This is a genomic window from Catenuloplanes japonicus, from assembly GCF_000717135.1.
Classification (GTDB): domain Bacteria; phylum Actinomycetota; class Actinomycetes; order Mycobacteriales; family Micromonosporaceae; genus Catenuloplanes; species Catenuloplanes japonicus.
In genome coordinates this window covers 1-16,343 of sequence record NZ_JNXY01000062.1, presented here as the reverse complement: position 1 = coordinate 16,343, position 16,343 = coordinate 1, and the positions used below count along the sequence as shown (strand labels likewise).

The following is a 16,343-nucleotide window of genomic DNA, read 5'->3' as shown; positions in this document are numbered from 1 at the left end:
CGTCTTCTCGTTGCAGCGCAACACCTTCGGCGTGTCGCGTGTGGACTCCGACCGCCGGTCACTCAGAGTCGGCGACTCGTTGCGCGGAATGGCTCATTGTCACTCCACATGGGGCGTACGCGGGATATCGACCTGCCAAGTCTGTCGATACTGCGGACGGCGAGTCACGCCTCCGCATCAGGGACCGGTCGATGCGCCGACCTGCCAGAAGAGTCTGGCGACGCCGGCGTTGGCAAGCAGCGTCTTGACGTACTGGCTGCCGTTCATCTCGGAGGGGTCCTGGCTCAGGCCTCTGGTCTGCCCTGTGATCTGCTGCCACACCTGAAGTTGGTACGGGCCGATGCGCCACAACCTCATGTTGCGCCAGTACATGCCGTCGCCCGACTGCTGGTCACGGAGGTAGTTGTACGTGTACGCGGCTTCACGACGTACCTCGGCGGCGATGCTGGAGCGAAGGGCGGCGTCGCCGGTCGCTTCGCGAAGCCTCAACAACCCGTCAACCAGGTAGTGTACGAAGTAGACACCGTCCCACCAGAACCGCTTCGACGAATCATTCACTGAATTGTCGAACAGGCCGCCGTTGTGGTCGAGAGCGGCGCGGCCGAGTGATTCCGCAGCGGTAAGGCTGGTCCGATCTCCGGATTCTCGATAATGCTCAACGAGGGCCCGCATGGTGACGCCGGTGTTATACGTCCATTTGGTACGCATTACCTCGCCGTTGTCCTTGAAACCGTCCATGATCAGACCGTCGGAATCGCACAGCCGGCGGACGATCCACTTCACCGCCCCGGCGCCCCAGTCAAGCCACGTTCCACCCCAGGTCGGCCGCTGGCCGTTGCGGTGCAGCAGGAATGCGGCCAGCGCGGCGCCGGCCGTGGCCGAGGTCGTCCGATCGGTGGCACCGGCGGCCGTTGCCGAGGTTCCCCAGCGGACGCCGCCGATCGAGTCAGAGTTCCAGCCGTGTACCTCGTACTGGCTCATGACCTCGTTGGCGCGACCGAGATACATCGCTGCGTGAGCCGGATCGCTGGTTCGGGTTGCTTCATACGCCTCAACGAGGGTGATTACCACCCACGCGTTGTCGTCGTAATAGCTGTCGTCATTTCCGGGGAACATCTTCCATGCCATATAACCGTGCCAGTCGGCGTTCCAGTACTGCCCGAGACCGCTGTACACCTGCCATATCCAGTAGGAATACGCACCAGGACGTTGACGCTCACCTTCGACCAGCCCGTGCAGTCCGAGCAGCGAGGGCCAGAGAGTGTAGCCATTGCTTGAATTGCCCGAGGAGGGAACAGTCTCGGCGGTCGGTGTGGGTGCGCTGAATATATTACCCCCGGCCCTGTTCCAAAATGCCTGCATGTATGTGGAGGTGAGATCAGCGCCGGCCTGGGCGTACCCGGCGGCTGGATGATTCAGATTCGGCGCGTCAGCCGCTAGGGCCGGCACTGTGACTGGTGCAGACGAATGCACGCCTGCGGATGCGAGCGCGGTGCCGCCTGTGACGGTCATTGCAATTGCCGCGGCAGCAGCCAGGGGCAGGCGCCATCCAGCTCTCGGCGTAGCGCTGTCTCTCATGTGTTCTGCCCTCCAGGTCGGGGGAAGCCTTGGATCGGTGCAAGGCGGACGGCGGCGCATGAGGGGGATCGGCAAGCTCTGTGGTGTAGGCGCTCTCCGAGCGATGGCCGTGGACACCGACCCCAGGGGCTGAAGCCCCTGGCGCGGACACTCAAGGCCTGGCCGATGGTCTATCGGCGGCCTGGCGAGTTGCCAGGTACAACATATTACGATCACGATCTATCTGTAAATAAGTCTTCATAGTGGGCTGCCGTCGGGAACGCAGCTTCACCGCCGCTGAGCCACGCTTGCACGGTGACGGGAACACGTCAGCGGGGGCGCGTCCGGAGCACACAGACCCGACGGCGCGGCCGACCGCATCATCCACCACATCCCGGAGGACGTAGCCGACTCCACCTAGATGATGATCGGGTTGAGGGACTGGAGGAACGTCTGCTGGTCGTCGGCGGCGCGGGTGATGTTGTCCTCGGTGGGCTGATCGCCCTCGCCGGCCTCGTACTCGTGGTCCCAGAACCACACGGTGCCGGAGTCCGCCTCGCACAGGGACAGCGCGAAGAGGTGGCCGCCCTCGTCGCGGGCGAGCGGGAGCAGCCAGGTGGGTACGCGGCTGGCGAAGTTGCCGAGGCGGCTGAAGATGCTGGCGATGGGCTTGACGGCGCCGACGGAGAAGACGGTGTGCACGGCCCGGTCGTTGTTGTCCATCCGCCCGCCGTCGTGGCGCAGCAGGTGGTCGCGGTACGCCGGCGGCAGCGGCCGGCCGATGCGCTGCTCCAGCCGGGCGATGTTCTCCGGGGACCGAGCGGTTCATGGAGTTCGCCGAGGTCTGGGGAATATCAATCCCTTCAATTCCGGCACGGGCGAACTCCGTCATCCAGACCCGGGCCTCAGCGACATCGGCGGTCTGCACGCACAACGACAACGCTGGCGGGCCGCCGGCGAGAAGACCTTCCAGATGCAGCCGGCGCTTCACCAGCGGCCGACGCAGCAGCGAGACACCACGGTCGGCAAGACAGTCGAACGCCACCAGATGCGCCGGATGCGCGGCAGCCTCGTCGGCGAGGCCCCTACCGGCGGTGATGCGCCGGCCGAGCGCGGTGAAATCGGTCTGCCGCGTCGCCATGTTCCAGCTGACGAGTTCGCCGTCGAGGACCGTGCCGGGCGTAAGCCACGCCTCAAGGTGCGCGGCGATGTCCGGGAAGTAGCCCGTCAGGTCACGCTGGTGACGAGACTGAATCAGGACTCGGCCGCTGGACAGCCGCCAGGCCACCGCGCGCCAACCGTCCTTCTCCGGAGTTGGGTTGTCTCATGAGACACACCCGTGTTGCCGACGCGGACACCCAAGGCGAGCACGCGCATACGCCTCCGGAGCTGGAGCTATGAGAAGGAGCTGTACCTAGCATCCTGGTCTCAAGAGATCAGGATATGGATTCCCTCGAATCCGTTACGCCCGCCCTGCAACGGATGATTCACGTGCGATGAGCTCGGGGACGAAGACGAGGTCGCGTGGCGGGCCGGTCCCGTCGAGGATGAGCCGGACCGATGCGCTGCCCATTTCCGCGGCCGGTTGCCGCACGCTGGTCAGCTCGACGGCGCTGGCCGCACTGACGAGGTCAGTGTCATCGAATCCGACCACGGCAAGGTCGTCTGGGATGCGCCACCCCGCCTGGGTGATTACCTGGATCAGGCCGGCCGCGATGAGGTCGTTGGCGCAGAACACTGCGGTCGGCCGCTCCGCGGCCGCCGTCGCGGTCAGCCGCTCCCCTACCGCCACTCCACCGGCAAGGTCAGCATCGGTGGTGCCGATCCAGGTCAGTCGCGCGCCGGCGTTGGCGGCCGCATGCGCCGCTCCCTCATATCGTTCGTCGCGGCGCCACCCCACGAAGGCCAGATGCTGGTGGCCTTCGTCGAGCAGATGTCGAGCGGCCAGCACCCCACCGGCGTGGTCGTCGCCGCGTACGGCGCTGCGCCGGCGGCTGGGTACCTCACGGGCGAGAACGACGACCGGCGTGCCTCGCTGCTCGATCACGGCCAGCAGCGGATGCTCCACGTCGTTGGGGGTGATGACCAGTCCGTCGAGCCGCCTTTCGGCGAGCCGCTGGAGAAGCCGTTGTTCGCGGTCGTGCGCTCCGATGCCGGTGTGGAACAGCGCCACGTCCGCTCCGGCGTCGGTCGCGGCCTGTTCGGCACCGGCGGCCACCTCGGCGAAGAACGGGTTGCCGAAGTCGAGCACGACCAGGCCGATGGTGCGGCTGCGGCCGGCGCGCAACGCCCGGGCGGCGGCGCTGGGCACGTACCCGGTGGTCTCCATGGCCTGCAGGACGCGCTGGCGGGTGTCCGTGCTGACCAGGTGTGGCCGGTTGAGGGTGTTGCTGACCGTGCCGTCGGAGACTCCGGCGAGGCGGGCCACGTCCCGGATTGTCGCGCGACCCACGGCCGTCCCCACTGTTGCTGTGCCTGTTCGGTGGCCGCGACCGGCGGCTCCCGGACCACAGGGTACGGGAGCCGGCGCCGGTCTCAGAAGTGCTGCCGGGCGGGCAGCGGGCCGATCGGGTCGTCGCTGACGGCCCGGTATTCACTGGTGAGAGTATGTTCGCCGCTGCCGACCGTGACCGGTTCCTGCCCGGGCAAATCGATCACCGCGTCGCAGCCGGGTGGGACGACGACCCGTACCCGCAGGCTGGTGTCGTGTCGTTCCCACCGCACGGAGGCGGGGCCGTAGGGGGTGGTGTGCTCGGCCTCGGCCCAGGTGAGTCCTCCGCCGGGGCGCGGGCGTACCAGGATCGAACGGTAGCCAGGTGCGGCGGGTGCGAGACCGGCGACCACCCGGTGCAGCCAGTCGGCGACGGCGCCGAGCGCGTAGTGGTTGAACGACGTCATGTTGCCGGGGTTGATCGAGCCGTCCGGGAGCATGCTGTCCCAGCGTTCCCAGATGGTGGTGGCTCCCATGGTGATCGGGTACAGCCAGGACGGGCAGCCTGTCTCCAGCAGCAGTCGGTACGCCTCCTCGAGGTGCCCGGTGTCACTGAGCGCGTCCAGCACGAGCGAGGTCCCGGCGAATCCGGTGCCGATGCGGAATTCCGCCTCGCGGACCAGTTCGGCCAGACGGTCGCCGACGCGTGCACGCTGTGCCGGTTCGAGCAGGTCGAAGCACAGCGAGAGCGCGTAGGCGGTCTGGGTGTCGGAGGCGCACCGGCCGGCCGGGGTGACGAACTCCCGCCGGAAGCCGCGAACGACCCGGGCGGCGAGCATGTCATATGCGGTGGCGTCGTCGTCCTTGCCGATCAGCCGGGCCTGCCGGGACAGCAGCCGCGCGGAGTGGGCGAGGTAGGCGGTGGCGACCAGGTAGGGATCGGTGCGGGCCTGCTGCGGCCGGTCCGGTGGTGCGGCGGGGTCGAGCCAGTCGCCGAGTTGCAGGCCGTCGGCTATGACGTCACGGTCGCTGAGGAGGCGCTGGCAGCCCTCGACCCAGGCGCAGGCGGTGTCGTATCCGCGGGTGACCGGTCCGAGGTCTCCGGCCCGGTCGAGCAGCACCAGCGGGACCACGGTGGTGACATCGCCCCAGACGGCACTGTGGAACTGTGGGAAGGAGGTGGGGATGTGCGGCACGTACAGGGGTACGAGGCCGTCGTCGCCGGTCTCGGCGCTGACGTCGGTGAGCCAGTCGGCGATGCTGCCGGTCACGTCGTAGAGGAACGCCGCGGTGGGCGCGAACACCTGCAGGTCGCCGGTCCAACCGAGCCGTTCGTCGCGTTGCGGGCAGTCGGTGGGCACGGACACGAAGTTGTCCCGCATGCTCCACCGGACGTTCTCGTGCAGTCGCTGCAACAGTTCGTGGGAGCAGGAGAAGGTACCGGCCGGTGGCATGTCGTCGTGGCAGACGACCGCGGTGACGGCGGTGGGGCCGAGGTCGCCGGGCCAGCCGCTGATCTCGGCGTAGCGGAACCCGTGGTAGGTGAACCGTGGCTCCCAGGTCTCCGGCCCGTCGCCGGCGAGAACGTAGACGTCGTGGGCGGCGGCGGTGCGGATGGGCCGGGTGCACAACCGCCCATGCTCCAGTACCTCGGCGTGCCGGATGTCGATGGTGGTGCCGGCCGGGCCGGTGACGGTGATGCGCAGCCGGCCCGCGATGTTCTGACCGAAGTCGAGCAGGTGGGTGTGCGCGTCGACGCGGGTGACGTTCCGTGGCGGCAACTGCTCGATGCGCCGCACCGGCGGCCCGGTGGGAGCGACAAGTTCGCCGGTCCGCGGCTGGATCACCTCAGCGGGTTGCCAGCCGGCTGGTTCCACCCGGGCGTCGTGGTGTTCTCCGTCATAGATACTCGACCGCAGGATCGGGCCGTGTGCCCAGGCCCAGGTGCCGTCGGTGACCAGGTGGTCGGTGCTTCCGTCGGCGTAGCCGAGCTCGATGCGGGCCAGCAGGGCGGTCCGCGGGCCGTACCGCTCGCCGACGCGGTTCCAGCCATACCTGCCGCGCCACCAGCCGTCGGCGAGCCAGGCACCGATCGTGTTGGCGCCGGGGCGCAGCAGCGCGGTGATGTCGTAGGTCTGGTAGCGCAGCCGGTGGTGGTAGCTGGTCCAGCCGGGCGCGAGCACGTCGTCGCCGGCCGGTGCACCGTTGACGGTCAGCTCGTACACCCCGCAGCCGGTCGCATACGCGCGCGCCCAAACGAGATCGTCGCGGACGGCGACGTCCCGGCGCAGCAGGATCGGTCGCCGGTCGCCGTCCGTGAGGTCGCCGGAGCCGATGAATGCGGCCTGCCAGTCGCCGGCGTCCAGCAGCCCGGCCTCGACGGGGGTGGCCGGGCTCCACGGGCCGGGTTCGCCGTCGCCGTCACCCCATACCCGTACCCGGACGTCGACGCGTTCCCGGGAGGTCAGCGCGGGCCCGGGCCACGGCACCAGGACGCTGTCGGGGGACTCGATTACGCCGCTGCGCCAGTGTCCGGCCGCCTCGATCTGGTACGCGTGCTGCCTCCAGCCAGGCCGGTCGGTCCGGTTCCGCCAGGAGAGCCGGGGTGCTGGCTCGCCGATGCCGAGTGCGGTGGTGTGGTGTTCGACGCGTGGTGCGTCCGGTGCAGGCACGTGGTTCAGCCCTTCACGGCGCCGGCTGCCAGGCCGCGCATGACTCGCTGGTTGAGGAAGATGTAGATGGCCAGGATCAGCAGCACGTTGATGCAGATCGCGGCGAAGGTGGGGCCGTACTCGACGACGCCGAACTGGCCGGTGAAGTTGAGCAGGCCGACCTGGACGGTGCGCTGGGCGTCGTCGGTGGTGAACGTCAGCGCGATGAGCAGGTCGTTCCAGAGGAAGAAGAACTGCACCAGGGCGATGGTGAGCACCGAGTTGCGCATCATCGGGAAGCCGATGGAGACGAACGACCGGATGATGGTGGCGCCGTCGAGGGTGGCCGCCTCGAACACACCCCGGGGAATGGCCCGGAAGTAGGTGGCCATCATGAACACGGTCAGCGACAGGCCGGTGGCGGTGTAGGTGATGATCAGCGGCCAGAGGGTGCCGGTGAGGTGCAGCTGGAAGTAGACGGTGAACAGCGGCAGCAGGATCATCTGCCCGGGAATCATGATGTCGGCCAGGAACAGCAGCAGCGTGGTCTGCCGCCCCTTCCACACCAGCACCTCCAGGGCGAATCCGGCCGCGGTGCCCAGGATGACGATCAGCGCCAGCGACGGCAGCACGGTCAGCAGTGAGTTGCGCAGGTAGATGGCGACCGACGACCACGCGGTGGTGTAGTTGTCGAAGTTCGTGAAACTCTCCGGCAGCGCGGTGGCCGAGCCGTTGAGGAATTCATCCTGCGTTTTGAAAGATCCTAGGAAGAGCCAGACCAGCGGGTACGCCACGACGATGAGCAGCAGCGCCACGCAGATGTGTCCGGGCAGCCGCCGCAGCAGGCGGTGGGGGTCACGGCGGCGCCGGTTTGGACCGGGGGCAGCGGCGGTGCGGGTCTTTCCCCGGTGGGACGTGATCGTCATGTCTACCCCTGCGCCAGGTCGCGGCGGGTCGCGCGGAAGATGAAGACGGTGACCAGCAGGCACAGCACGGTCAGCGTGAGTGCGATCGTCGAGCCGTATCCGTAGTCGCCGTAGGCGAACGAGGTCTGGTACATGTACAGCGTCAGCGGTGTGGTGGCGCTGCCCGGGCCGCCGCCGGTCAGGGCGTAGATCGAGTCGAATGCCTTGAGCGTGCCGTTGATGCTGAACACCAGCGAGGAGACCAGCACCGGCAGCGACAGCGGCACCACGATGCTGCGGATCAGTCGCCAGGTGGAGGCGCCGTCCATGGCGGCGGCCTCCATCATCTCGTCGGGAATGTCGAGTAGCCCGGCGTAGAGCAGCACGGCGTAGAAGCCCATCGACCGCCAGATGTCCATCATGGCGACGACGAGGAACGCGTTGCCGGGCGTGCTGAACCAGTCGACGCCGGTGCCGCCGAACGCCTCGATCAATGCGTTGACCGGCCCGGTCTGCGGGGCGTACTCGAAGAACTTCTGGAACAGCAGAGCGACGGCGACGGTGGGCAGGATGACCGGGAAGAACACGAGGGTACGGATGACCGCGCCGCCGCGCCGGAGGAAGAACACGTATAGCAGGGCGAGCAGGTAGCCGACGAGGACCTGACCGACGGTGATGACCACGGCGTACTTGACGGTGAACCACAGTGCGGTGGGCAGGGCCGGGTCGTCGAGGAGTTTGCCGAAGTTCGCGGTCCCGGCCCAGCTGAAACCGGAGATCACGCTGCCGATGAAGAAGGTGTAGCCCAGTGACCAGAGCATCGGCACCAGCCTGCCGAGGCTGTAGACCAGCAAGGCCGGTCCGAGGAGGATGGCGACCGATCGGCGGTCACCCAACACGCTGTGCATCAGCTGTCCTTTCGTAAGCGTGCCGGTGCCGGCGGCCGCGCGGGCCGCCGGCACCGCGTGGGTCAGCCGAGGTTGGAGCTGACGGTCTGCATGAACTTCTCGCCGGTCAGCTGGCCGGCGGCGAGCAGGCCGCCGTTGTTCTGGCTGACGGTGGTGGCCTTGGCGGAGAAGTAGGCCTCGAACCACAGCACGCTGGTCTGGACGTTGGCGATCTCGGTCTGGATCTGCTTGGTCAGGGCTGGTACGGGGATGCTGGGGTCGGCGGCGAACCCGGTGATCTGGCTGGAGTCGCGCAGGGCCACGGTGCCGTAGTTGTCGACGATGCACTTGACCCAGGCCTGGGTGCCGGGGTCACTGTCGTATGCCTTCTTCGACACCGCGAGCGAGGTGCCGACGTTGGCCGGCATCTGGTCCGCGGTGCCGGCGCCGCCGGTGACAGCCGGGAACTTGAGGAACCCGACGTTGTCGGCGCCGATCTTGTTCTTGCCGGCGTCGTTGAAGTCGGCCAGCGCCCAGGTGATTCTGACGGCTCGCGGCGGGTTCTGGCCCACTTTTCGTGACCAGGTGTGGCCCCGTGCGGCGCTGACCGTCCACTGTGTACGGTGTTCGACCTGTGGATCTCGGTCTGAAGGTGCTGCTGCCTCATCTGAGCGGGATGGAGGTCGAGCAGGTCGAGGTGACAGCGGACAGCATTCTGATCGATGGGGTGTCGACGGCGGTGGGTGCGGCGTGTCCGGGGTGCCGGGTTCCGGCTCGGCGGGTCCACAGCCGGTACGTTCGCAGGCTGGCCGACGTCGCGGTCGGTGGCCGCAGGGTCCTGATCAGGGTCCGGGTCCGGTGGTTCTTCTGCGAGGACGACTCGTGCGAGGCGCGGACGTTCGTCGAGCAGGTCGACGGGCTGACCAGGCGGCATGCTCGCCGGAGCCCGCCGTTGCGGCGGATGCTGGAGGCGATCAGCCTCGCGGTGTGCGCACGGGCCGGCACCCGGCTGGCCGCGAAGCTGGGTGTTGCCACCAGCCGCAGCGGCCTGCTCCGGCTGATCAGGGCGATGCCGGACCCGCCCGTGCCGGCGACACGGGTCCTCGGGGTCGACGATTTCGCGCTCAAACGCGGTCACGTCTACGGCACGGTCCTCATCGACTGCGAGACCCACCAGGTCAACGACGTGCTGGAAACCCGCGACGCCGCACCGCTCACGGCCTGGCTCGACGCACACCCGGGAACGGAGATCATCTGCCGGGACCGCTCCAGCGCCTACGGTGCCCGCACCGGCGCCCCGGACGCGATCCAGGTCGCCGACCGATTCCACCTCTGGCAGAACCTCGCCACCGCGGTCGAACGCTGCGTGGCCGGCCACAAATCCTGCCTGCGCCCAGACCCGCCACCGGCCGAGGCCGAAACCGCACCGGCGGGACCACCGGACGAGCCTGATCCCACCGGGCGGCTGGCCGACCGCCGCCGCGAACACCACGCCCTGGTCCACGACCTGCTCGGACAGGGCATGGCCATCCGGCAGATCGCCGGGCACCTCGGCTGGGGCAGGCACACCGTCCAGCGCTACGCCCGCGCCACCACCTGGCAGCAGATGATCGTCGGCCGACGCCGCCCGGCCACCAGCCTCGATCCCTACAAGGCACATCTGCAGGCCGGATACACCGGCCGCCACGGCAACACCCAGGCCCTCCACCGCGAGATCACCGCCCTCGGCTTCACCGGCAGCTACTCCACCGTCCGTGACTACCTGCAACGGCGCCCCACCCCCGACCTGCCACCACCGGCGGCACCGCCACCATCGGTCAGGCGGGTCACCGGCTGGCTCTGCCGCCACCCCGACAACCAGGCAACCGACGACATCCCCGCCCTGGCCGACATCCTCCAGCGCTGCCCCGAGCTACTCACCGCCCACCAACTCGTCCGCGAGTTCGCCACGATGCTCACCCACCGCACCGGCAACACCACGCTGACCACCTGGATCGCCGCGGCGGTCGCCGCCGGGCTGCCCGGGATCAGCACGTTCGCCCAGCACCTGACCACCGACCTCGACGCCGTCACCGCCGGCCTCACCCTGCACTGGAACTCAGGACCGGTCGAAGGCAACGTCAACCGCATCAAAATGCTCAAGAGACAGATGTATGGCCGCGCCAGCTTTGACCTGCTCAGGAAGCGGATACTCCTCGCATAGGGCCAGATCGATCACGAAAATTGGGCCAGAACCTCGCGGCGGCCCCACCCGGACGGCTTGAAATGGCCCCAGGGGAGGTAGTCATGGTTGGGGTGTGACGGCTTGAGCTGGCCCCACTGCGGGCCTTTGGGTAGCTGATGATCGGTGACTGAACGTGCGGGTTGCGGGCTGCCGGCGCACCGACTTCGCGCGGCGGCGGAGGTAGAGTCCAGACGTCGTGCCGGGGTCTTGGCGGGGGATTGATGTACGAGTCAGAAGGTTTGTGGCGTGACGTGGACGCCTACTTTGTTGAGACGCTCGTCCATGAGGACGACGCATTGGTGCAAGCCAGGCAGTCGGGGCGGTCGACCACGATGCCGCAGGCGGAGGTGGCACCTAATCAGGGGAAGTTGCTGGCCCTGCTGGTCCAGATGGTCGGAGCGACGCGCGTGCTGGAGTTTGGCACGCTTGCCGGTTACAGCACCATCTGGCTTGCTCGCGCCGTTGGCGAGCATGGCCATGTGACCACCTTTGAGCTTGAGCCTGAGAACGCGAACATTGCTCGCGAAAACCTGGAGCGGGCGGGGATTCTGGATCGCGTGGGGGTAGTCGTCGGCAAGGCTGCCGAGTCTGCTCGCCGTCTTGTTGAGGCCGGAACAGAGCCGTATGACTTCGTCTTCATCGATGCCGACAAGCCAAGCAATCCGGCCTATCTGGAAGCGTCCCTGCAGCTGAGCCGGCCCGGCACGGTGATTGTCATCGACAATGTGGTGCGCAACGGTGCGGTCATCGATGCCAGTAGCTCGGACGAGAGGGTTGGCGGGGTGCGTGCCGTGCTGACGCGCATCGCTGAGGATGATCGCCTCGACGCCACCAGCCTGCAAACGGTGGGTGTAAAAGGGTGGGACGGATTTACCATTCTGCGACGCGCGCGATAGCGGTTCTGCGTTTCACGCCGACGCCGACCACCGTGGCCAGGCGCGGTCAGAACGGCGGGTCTTGGGGTTCGGTGGCGCCCGGTGGCTGGCTGACCGGTGCCCACTCGTCGATGTCGTCGGGCCAGGGTGCGGGCCGCCCGTCGTCGTCCCAGAAGCCGGTTTCGGTGCCGGAGGTGATCAGGGCGGCGTTGAGTGCCTGGCGTTCGGCCGGTGAAGGGATGGCTGGGTCGTTCATGGGTGGGTTAGTTAGTGGCCGTGGCGAAGGTCTTCTGGTGGGTGTGGGCGAGGCGGTAGGAGTCGGTGCCTGTCTCGATGATGTTGCCGCCGAAGGTGAGCCGGTCCACGATCGCGGCGCAGAGCCGCGGGTCGGTGAAAGTCTTGGTCCAGCCGGCGAATGACTCGTTGGAGGCGATGGCTACCGAGTTGGTTTCCTCGCGCTCGGTCAGCACTTGGAACAGCAGTTCGGCGCCGTGCCGGTCGAGTTCCATGTAGCCGAGCTCGTCAATCTATGCCGACATCCTCATAGATCGACCTATACCGAGACCGGAACTATGCCGGCTCTTCGAAGTTGAGCGGGGTTCGCGGCGAAGTCCGGCCCGAGCGTGAGGGCTCGCAGCTCATCAGTGATCATCTGAGTGTCTAGATCGGATAGTCACAAGTGAAGAGCTGCGAGCATGGTCAACGATACGACCCGGCTGCTGGGCCTGGACGGCCTGGTCGCCGATCGGGTCGAGCTGCACCCGGACGGTTCCCCCGTCGTCCACCTGTCCACCGGCGATGAGCAGGCACGATGCTGCCCGCAGTGCGGATTGCGGGCCGTGCGGGTGAAGCAGTGGACCACGACCCGGCCACGAGATCTGCCGATCGCCGGGCGGACGGCTCGGCTGCGGTGGCGTACACGCCGCTGGCACTGCGACCAGCCCGGATGTCCCCGCAAGTCGTTCACCGAGCAGGTACCGCAGGTCCCGGCACGGGCTCGGATCACCGTCCGGCTGCGTCAAGCCGCCGGTGCGGCGGTCGCCGACGGTAACCGCACGATCGTGCAGACAGCCCGTGACCTGGGTCTGTCCTGGCCGATCGTCGCCGCCGCGTTCACCGTGCACGCCGCGACGGTGCTGCCGGCCGAACCCGAGCCGGTGACGGTGCTGGGCATCGACGAGGTCCGCCGCGGTAAGCCCCGCTGGAGTTTCGACGAGGTCACCGCGTCGTGGACCACCCTCGTCGACCGGTGGCACGTCGGATTCTGCGATCTTGGCGGCGGGCAAGGGCTGCTCGCCCAGGTCGAGGGCCGGACCAGCAAGGCGGTGACCGACTGGCTCACCGCTCGTCCCACGGCCTGGCGTGAGCAGGTCCAGGCCGTCGCGATCGACATGTGCACCGTGTTCAAGGCCGCGATCCGCGAAGCGCTGCCGCACGCGCTGCTGGTCGTGGACCACTTCCACGTCGTGCAACTGGCCAACCGGGCCGTCACCGAGGTCCGCCGCCGCATGACCGTCACGCACCGCGGCCGACGCGGCCGGGCCACCGACCCGGAATGGCAGCAACGCAACCGGCTGACCAGGTCAGCAGCCCGGATGCGTGCCGAACACGTCGACCGGCCGGCCGACACTCCCGAGAACCTGCCGACGAAGATCGGCGCACCGATCCTGGCAGCCTGGAACGCGAAAGAGGACCTGCTCGACCTGCTCGCGCTTGCCCGCACCCGTCCGGACCGGGAAACCACCGCCCGGCTGCTACGTCGCTTCTACGCCCGCTGCGCCACCACTGACCTGCCCGAACTCCACCGCCTCGCGACCACGATCGAGACCTGGTGGCCGGAAATCCTCGCGTTCCTGCACACCGGCATCACCAACGTCGGCTCCGAAGGCACCAACCGCGTCATCAAAACCGTCGCCCGCGACGCCTACGGATTCCGCAACCCCGAAAACCAACGACTACGCACCCGCACCGCCACTACCCGCCGCCACCGCGGACACCTCAACCCCGCTTAACTTCGAAGAGCCCTCATGCAGGAGGCGTTGCTGAACTGGTACGTCACCCCGACCCAAACGAGGTTGGCTCTGGATGAGGCGGGCCAGAGGCGGCAGATCCTCTCTGAGGGTGACGTGTGCTCCGATCTAGTCTTGGTTGCTGCACAGGAAGCGCTGCTCGAACTGCTGTTTCCTGGCGTTTACGCCATACTTTCCACCATTAGGGCTGGTTGATGCGGTGTTCACCGCTGCGGGCATAGAAGCGATCATCACTTCCTGATTGCCGCGCCACATGGATCCGCCGCCAGCGGTCCTACTCTGCTGGCGCCCGTTCGCCGTGCTGCTCGTCTACAGCTGGCTCCGCGGAGGCGAAGGAACCTGGTCGGTCACGCCCGAGCGGTGTGCGCCGTATCGGTGGTGCCCTACGTGCTGCCGACGGCTCACGGGTCTATCCGTCGAATGGGCATCGACGGGAGTGCGCGGGCGCGCCATTATGGAACCCACGAGCTGGCCTAAACGGTGGGGGATCCTTGAGCGTAGTGATCGCGGAGAGCGGCGCCGGTGACAGGCCGATCAAGATTGAGGTCGAGGCCGCCGGTAACGTCGGGCTGGAGGAGATCTACGGAGATGAGCCGACCCGTGACCTGGACGGCAAGATTCTCAAGACTGGTCGGGCCCTGTTCACCGAAGCTCTCGATCTGGTGGAGACGTGCGCTGCGACGGTCGCGGAACGGATCGATTCGATGGGCGCCCGTAAACCTGACGAGGTGGAACTCCAGCTTGCAATCAAAGTCGACGGCAAGGCCGGCGCGCGGATCGTCGAGCTGACCGCCGGAGCGCAGATTCAGGTCTGCCTCCGATGGAAGACGCAAGCCGATGCCCCCTGAGGGCTTCGTTGGCCTTGGGCCGACGTTGGTCGATGCAGACGCTGCCCATCCCGCCGGTATCGCGATCTTGGATGTCATCGCGATCCAGACCGAGGACGGTCAACATTTCGGGCTGCGCGGGAACTGCTGCTGCAGTACTCTGCCGTGGACGGCACCACCGCAGCAGCGCCGACCTAACAAGGTCAACGTCGGTGATCTGATCGATAAGGACCGAGGCGAGTCGCCGGCGCACGCGTACCTGCGCCTGAAGAACTGGTCCCGCACCAAGAAAGAACTGCAGCGTTGGTTGCGCGACCTGCGCACCAATCATGGCGATGGTCTCGCCCTGATCGTGCGTGACACGACCGACTACGGGATCCCATGGGAGCTGTTCTGGCTCGGCGAGGACGACGACGGTGACTGGCTCGGCAGCCTTGTCACGCTGACTCGCTGGGTCGCCACCTGCCACGACCAGGAACCTTCACCCGGAGGCGCGGCGACCGCCAGTGGCGAGGTGGTCGCCTACATAGCTGGCGGCGCGATGCAGGCCGACCTTGCGGTTATGGAAGACCTCGGCGCATCCGTGACGACGACACTGTGGGAACTACTCGAGGTGCTCGACGAGCCCGGGCCGCCTCTGTCGATGGTGTACACCGCCTGCCACGGCACCTTTCGAGACAAGAGCATCGAGTTCGTCCTCGATGACACGGTATCTGTCGCTGACCTGGACAGCATCGGTCTCAAGCGGCTCGCGGCCGGTGGCGGACTCGTGTTCGTCAACGCCTGCCACTCGGGTCGGCTGATCTACGACGACGACTACAACGACGCCACCCAACGCGGCTTCGCCGACGCCCTCCTTCGCGCAGGAGCTCACGGATTCATCGGGGCGCTCGGCAGGGTCGGTGAAGGCCAGGCGCGGAGATACCTCAGGGACCTCGTCGAGAGACTGCGCTCCCGGCCTCTGGCGCCGGTGGCTGAGGCAATCCGGGATATTCGCCGGGCATACTCGGTGACGACCGCACCTAGGTCGAACGACGCCGATGCCGCCCGGGCGCTGCTGCCGTTCTTCTACACGTTCATGTACGCCTACTACGGCCGACCGTACGATGCCACGACATTGCCGGTAGGGAAGCAGTGATGAGCGCGGCCAGCGAGAACCTGGTGATGATCGAGCCAGTGGTGCGATGGCAACGAGAGATCATGGTCGGAGAGGCGTCCATCGTTGAAGTCTCGTTGAGGAGCACTGGCGATCCAGAGCTGCCGTATCTCCTGACTCTCGATGGCGCCCCGTATGTGCAGGTCAAGGCGGTCGATGAACCGGTCATCACCCCGAACTCCAGCCAGCCCGTGCAGTTCGTCGTCACACCGCGCGGGCCAGCCGGTGAGCGGGCCCTGCGATTGATCACGTGTTCGCGGGCTGGTGCGGAGTTGCGAGTCGATGACCTGCCGGTGACCGTTTTGACATCCGCGTCTCCGCCATCTCCGCGAGACACCTTGCCGCCCGAGGACGCCAGCATTCTGCAGGCTCTCGAGTTCGTGGCGTCAGGATTTGGCCCTGAGGAAGTTGCTGTCTATGAGATAGCACAACAGCCATCCCGCCAATACGCCTTGGCGAAGGACCCGGCTTATGTTGGCGGTGCTTCGGGGGGAGTAGACGATGGTCTGATCGGCCGGGGGCCTGAGTGGGCTGTGCTGGGCCGTGCGGTCACGGGCACGGCCGCCGGCACGGGGGGCTGCCTGGTGCTGACCGGGCCGGCCGGGATCGGCAAGTCGCATCTGGCGCGGGCGGCGGCGCGGGCCGGGGCGCGGGGCGGGCTGACGGTGGCGTACCGGGCCGCGATGGAGGTGGACCGGACGGCGCCGTTGATCAGTCTGGCCGGTGCGCTGGGGGAGTGCGAGCCGGTCGTGCCCGCGCTGGCGTGGCTGGGCGGGGAGACGCCGGCGCAGTCGACGCCG

The 16,343-nt window shown here is 67.5% G+C and carries 15 protein-coding genes and 2 pseudogenes; 7 read left to right on the top strand and 10 right to left on the bottom strand.

The features are described 5' to 3' along the window. Positions 1-177 precede the first annotated feature (177 nt). The 8 genes and pseudogenes from OP04_RS47675 to OP04_RS47645 all read right to left on the bottom strand — a co-directional run bounded on the left by OP04_RS47675 (position 178) and on the right by OP04_RS47645 (position 9,003). The gene (locus OP04_RS47675) at positions 178-1,512 is read right to left on the bottom strand and encodes a glycoside hydrolase family 76 protein (RefSeq protein ID WP_198154318.1); all 1,335 of its coding nucleotides are present in this window, start codon (positions 1,510-1,512) and stop codon (positions 178-180) included. Positions 1,513-1,974: 462 nt separating this feature from the next. Continuing rightward, positions 1,975-2,328: an SMI1/KNR4 family protein gene (locus tag OP04_RS55240; RefSeq protein ID WP_232324028.1), complete on the bottom strand. Its 354-nt coding sequence runs from the start codon at positions 2,326-2,328 to the stop codon at positions 1,975-1,977. 145 nt (positions 2,329-2,473) lie between these two features. Continuing rightward, positions 2,474-2,845, bottom strand: a pseudogene (locus OP04_RS56955) (ATP-dependent DNA ligase); the annotation flags it as partial. Positions 2,846-3,019: 174 nt separating this feature from the next. Continuing rightward, a complete protein-coding gene (locus tag OP04_RS47665; protein WP_051800189.1) occupies positions 3,020-3,985 on the bottom strand; it encodes a LacI family DNA-binding transcriptional regulator in 966 nt (321 codons plus the stop codon). A gap of 107 nt (positions 3,986-4,092) precedes the next feature. Then, positions 4,093-6,660 carry a glycoside hydrolase family 78 protein gene (locus tag OP04_RS47660; protein ID WP_051800188.1) on the bottom strand — a complete coding sequence of 856 codons (2,568 nt, stop codon included), beginning with the start codon at positions 6,658-6,660 and terminating at the stop codon, positions 4,093-4,095. Between the two features lie 5 nt (positions 6,661-6,665). After that, positions 6,666-7,565 (bottom strand): carbohydrate ABC transporter permease, encoded by a 900-nt coding sequence (locus OP04_RS47655; RefSeq protein ID WP_033346717.1) that lies wholly within the window; start codon positions 7,563-7,565, stop codon positions 6,666-6,668. A gap of 2 nt (positions 7,566-7,567) precedes the next feature. Further along, complete coding sequence (locus tag OP04_RS47650) at positions 7,568-8,452, bottom strand: carbohydrate ABC transporter permease (RefSeq protein WP_033346723.1); 885 nt, start codon at positions 8,450-8,452, stop codon at positions 7,568-7,570. A gap of 62 nt (positions 8,453-8,514) precedes the next feature. Then, entirely contained in the window at positions 8,515-9,003 is a 489-nt protein-coding gene (locus tag OP04_RS47645; protein WP_198154316.1) for a hypothetical protein, read from the bottom strand. Between the two features lie 62 nt (positions 9,004-9,065). On the opposite strand from OP04_RS47645, the gene OP04_RS47640 reads away from it, so the two are divergent. Then, entirely contained in the window at positions 9,066-10,634 is a 1,569-nt protein-coding gene (locus OP04_RS47640; RefSeq protein ID WP_033346716.1) for an ISL3 family transposase, read from the top strand. Positions 10,635-10,906: 272 nt separating this feature from the next. Next, positions 10,907-11,551, top strand: coding sequence for an O-methyltransferase (locus tag OP04_RS47635; protein ID WP_232324027.1), 645 nt, complete (start codon positions 10,907-10,909; stop codon positions 11,549-11,551). A 46-nt stretch (positions 11,552-11,597) separates the two neighbouring features. Here OP04_RS47635 and OP04_RS47630 read toward each other — a convergent pair whose 3' ends face one another. Then, positions 11,598-11,786: a hypothetical protein gene (locus tag OP04_RS47630; protein WP_033346714.1), complete on the bottom strand. Its 189-nt coding sequence runs from the start codon at positions 11,784-11,786 to the stop codon at positions 11,598-11,600. 7 nt (positions 11,787-11,793) lie between these two features. Further along, a pseudogene (locus OP04_RS47625) lies at positions 11,794-12,057 on the bottom strand (ATP-binding protein); the annotation flags it as partial. Between the two features lie 168 nt (positions 12,058-12,225). On the opposite strand from OP04_RS47625, the gene OP04_RS47620 reads away from it, so the two are divergent. The 5 genes from OP04_RS47620 to OP04_RS52795 form a co-directional block, all read left to right on the top strand. Continuing rightward, complete coding sequence (locus tag OP04_RS47620; RefSeq protein ID WP_033346712.1) at positions 12,226-13,542, top strand: ISL3 family transposase; 1,317 nt, start codon at positions 12,226-12,228, stop codon at positions 13,540-13,542. Positions 13,543-13,557: 15 nt separating this feature from the next. After that, on the top strand, positions 13,558-13,755 hold the full coding sequence (locus OP04_RS47615; RefSeq protein WP_033346711.1) for a hypothetical protein: 198 nt from the start codon (positions 13,558-13,560) through the stop codon (positions 13,753-13,755). A 305-nt stretch (positions 13,756-14,060) separates the two neighbouring features. Then, positions 14,061-14,408 (top strand): CU044_2847 family protein, encoded by a 348-nt coding sequence (locus OP04_RS47610; protein WP_051800186.1) that lies wholly within the window; start codon positions 14,061-14,063, stop codon positions 14,406-14,408. Further along, positions 14,398-15,525 (top strand): CHAT domain-containing protein, encoded by a 1,128-nt coding sequence (locus tag OP04_RS47605; protein WP_033346710.1) that lies wholly within the window; start codon positions 14,398-14,400, stop codon positions 15,523-15,525. The genes OP04_RS47610 and OP04_RS47605 overlap by 11 nt, the downstream gene beginning before the upstream one ends. Continuing rightward, on the top strand, positions 15,525-16,343 hold an 819-nt coding region (locus OP04_RS52795; protein ID WP_157241354.1), incomplete at its 3' end, for an AAA family ATPase. The genes OP04_RS47605 and OP04_RS52795, both read left to right, overlap by 1 nt.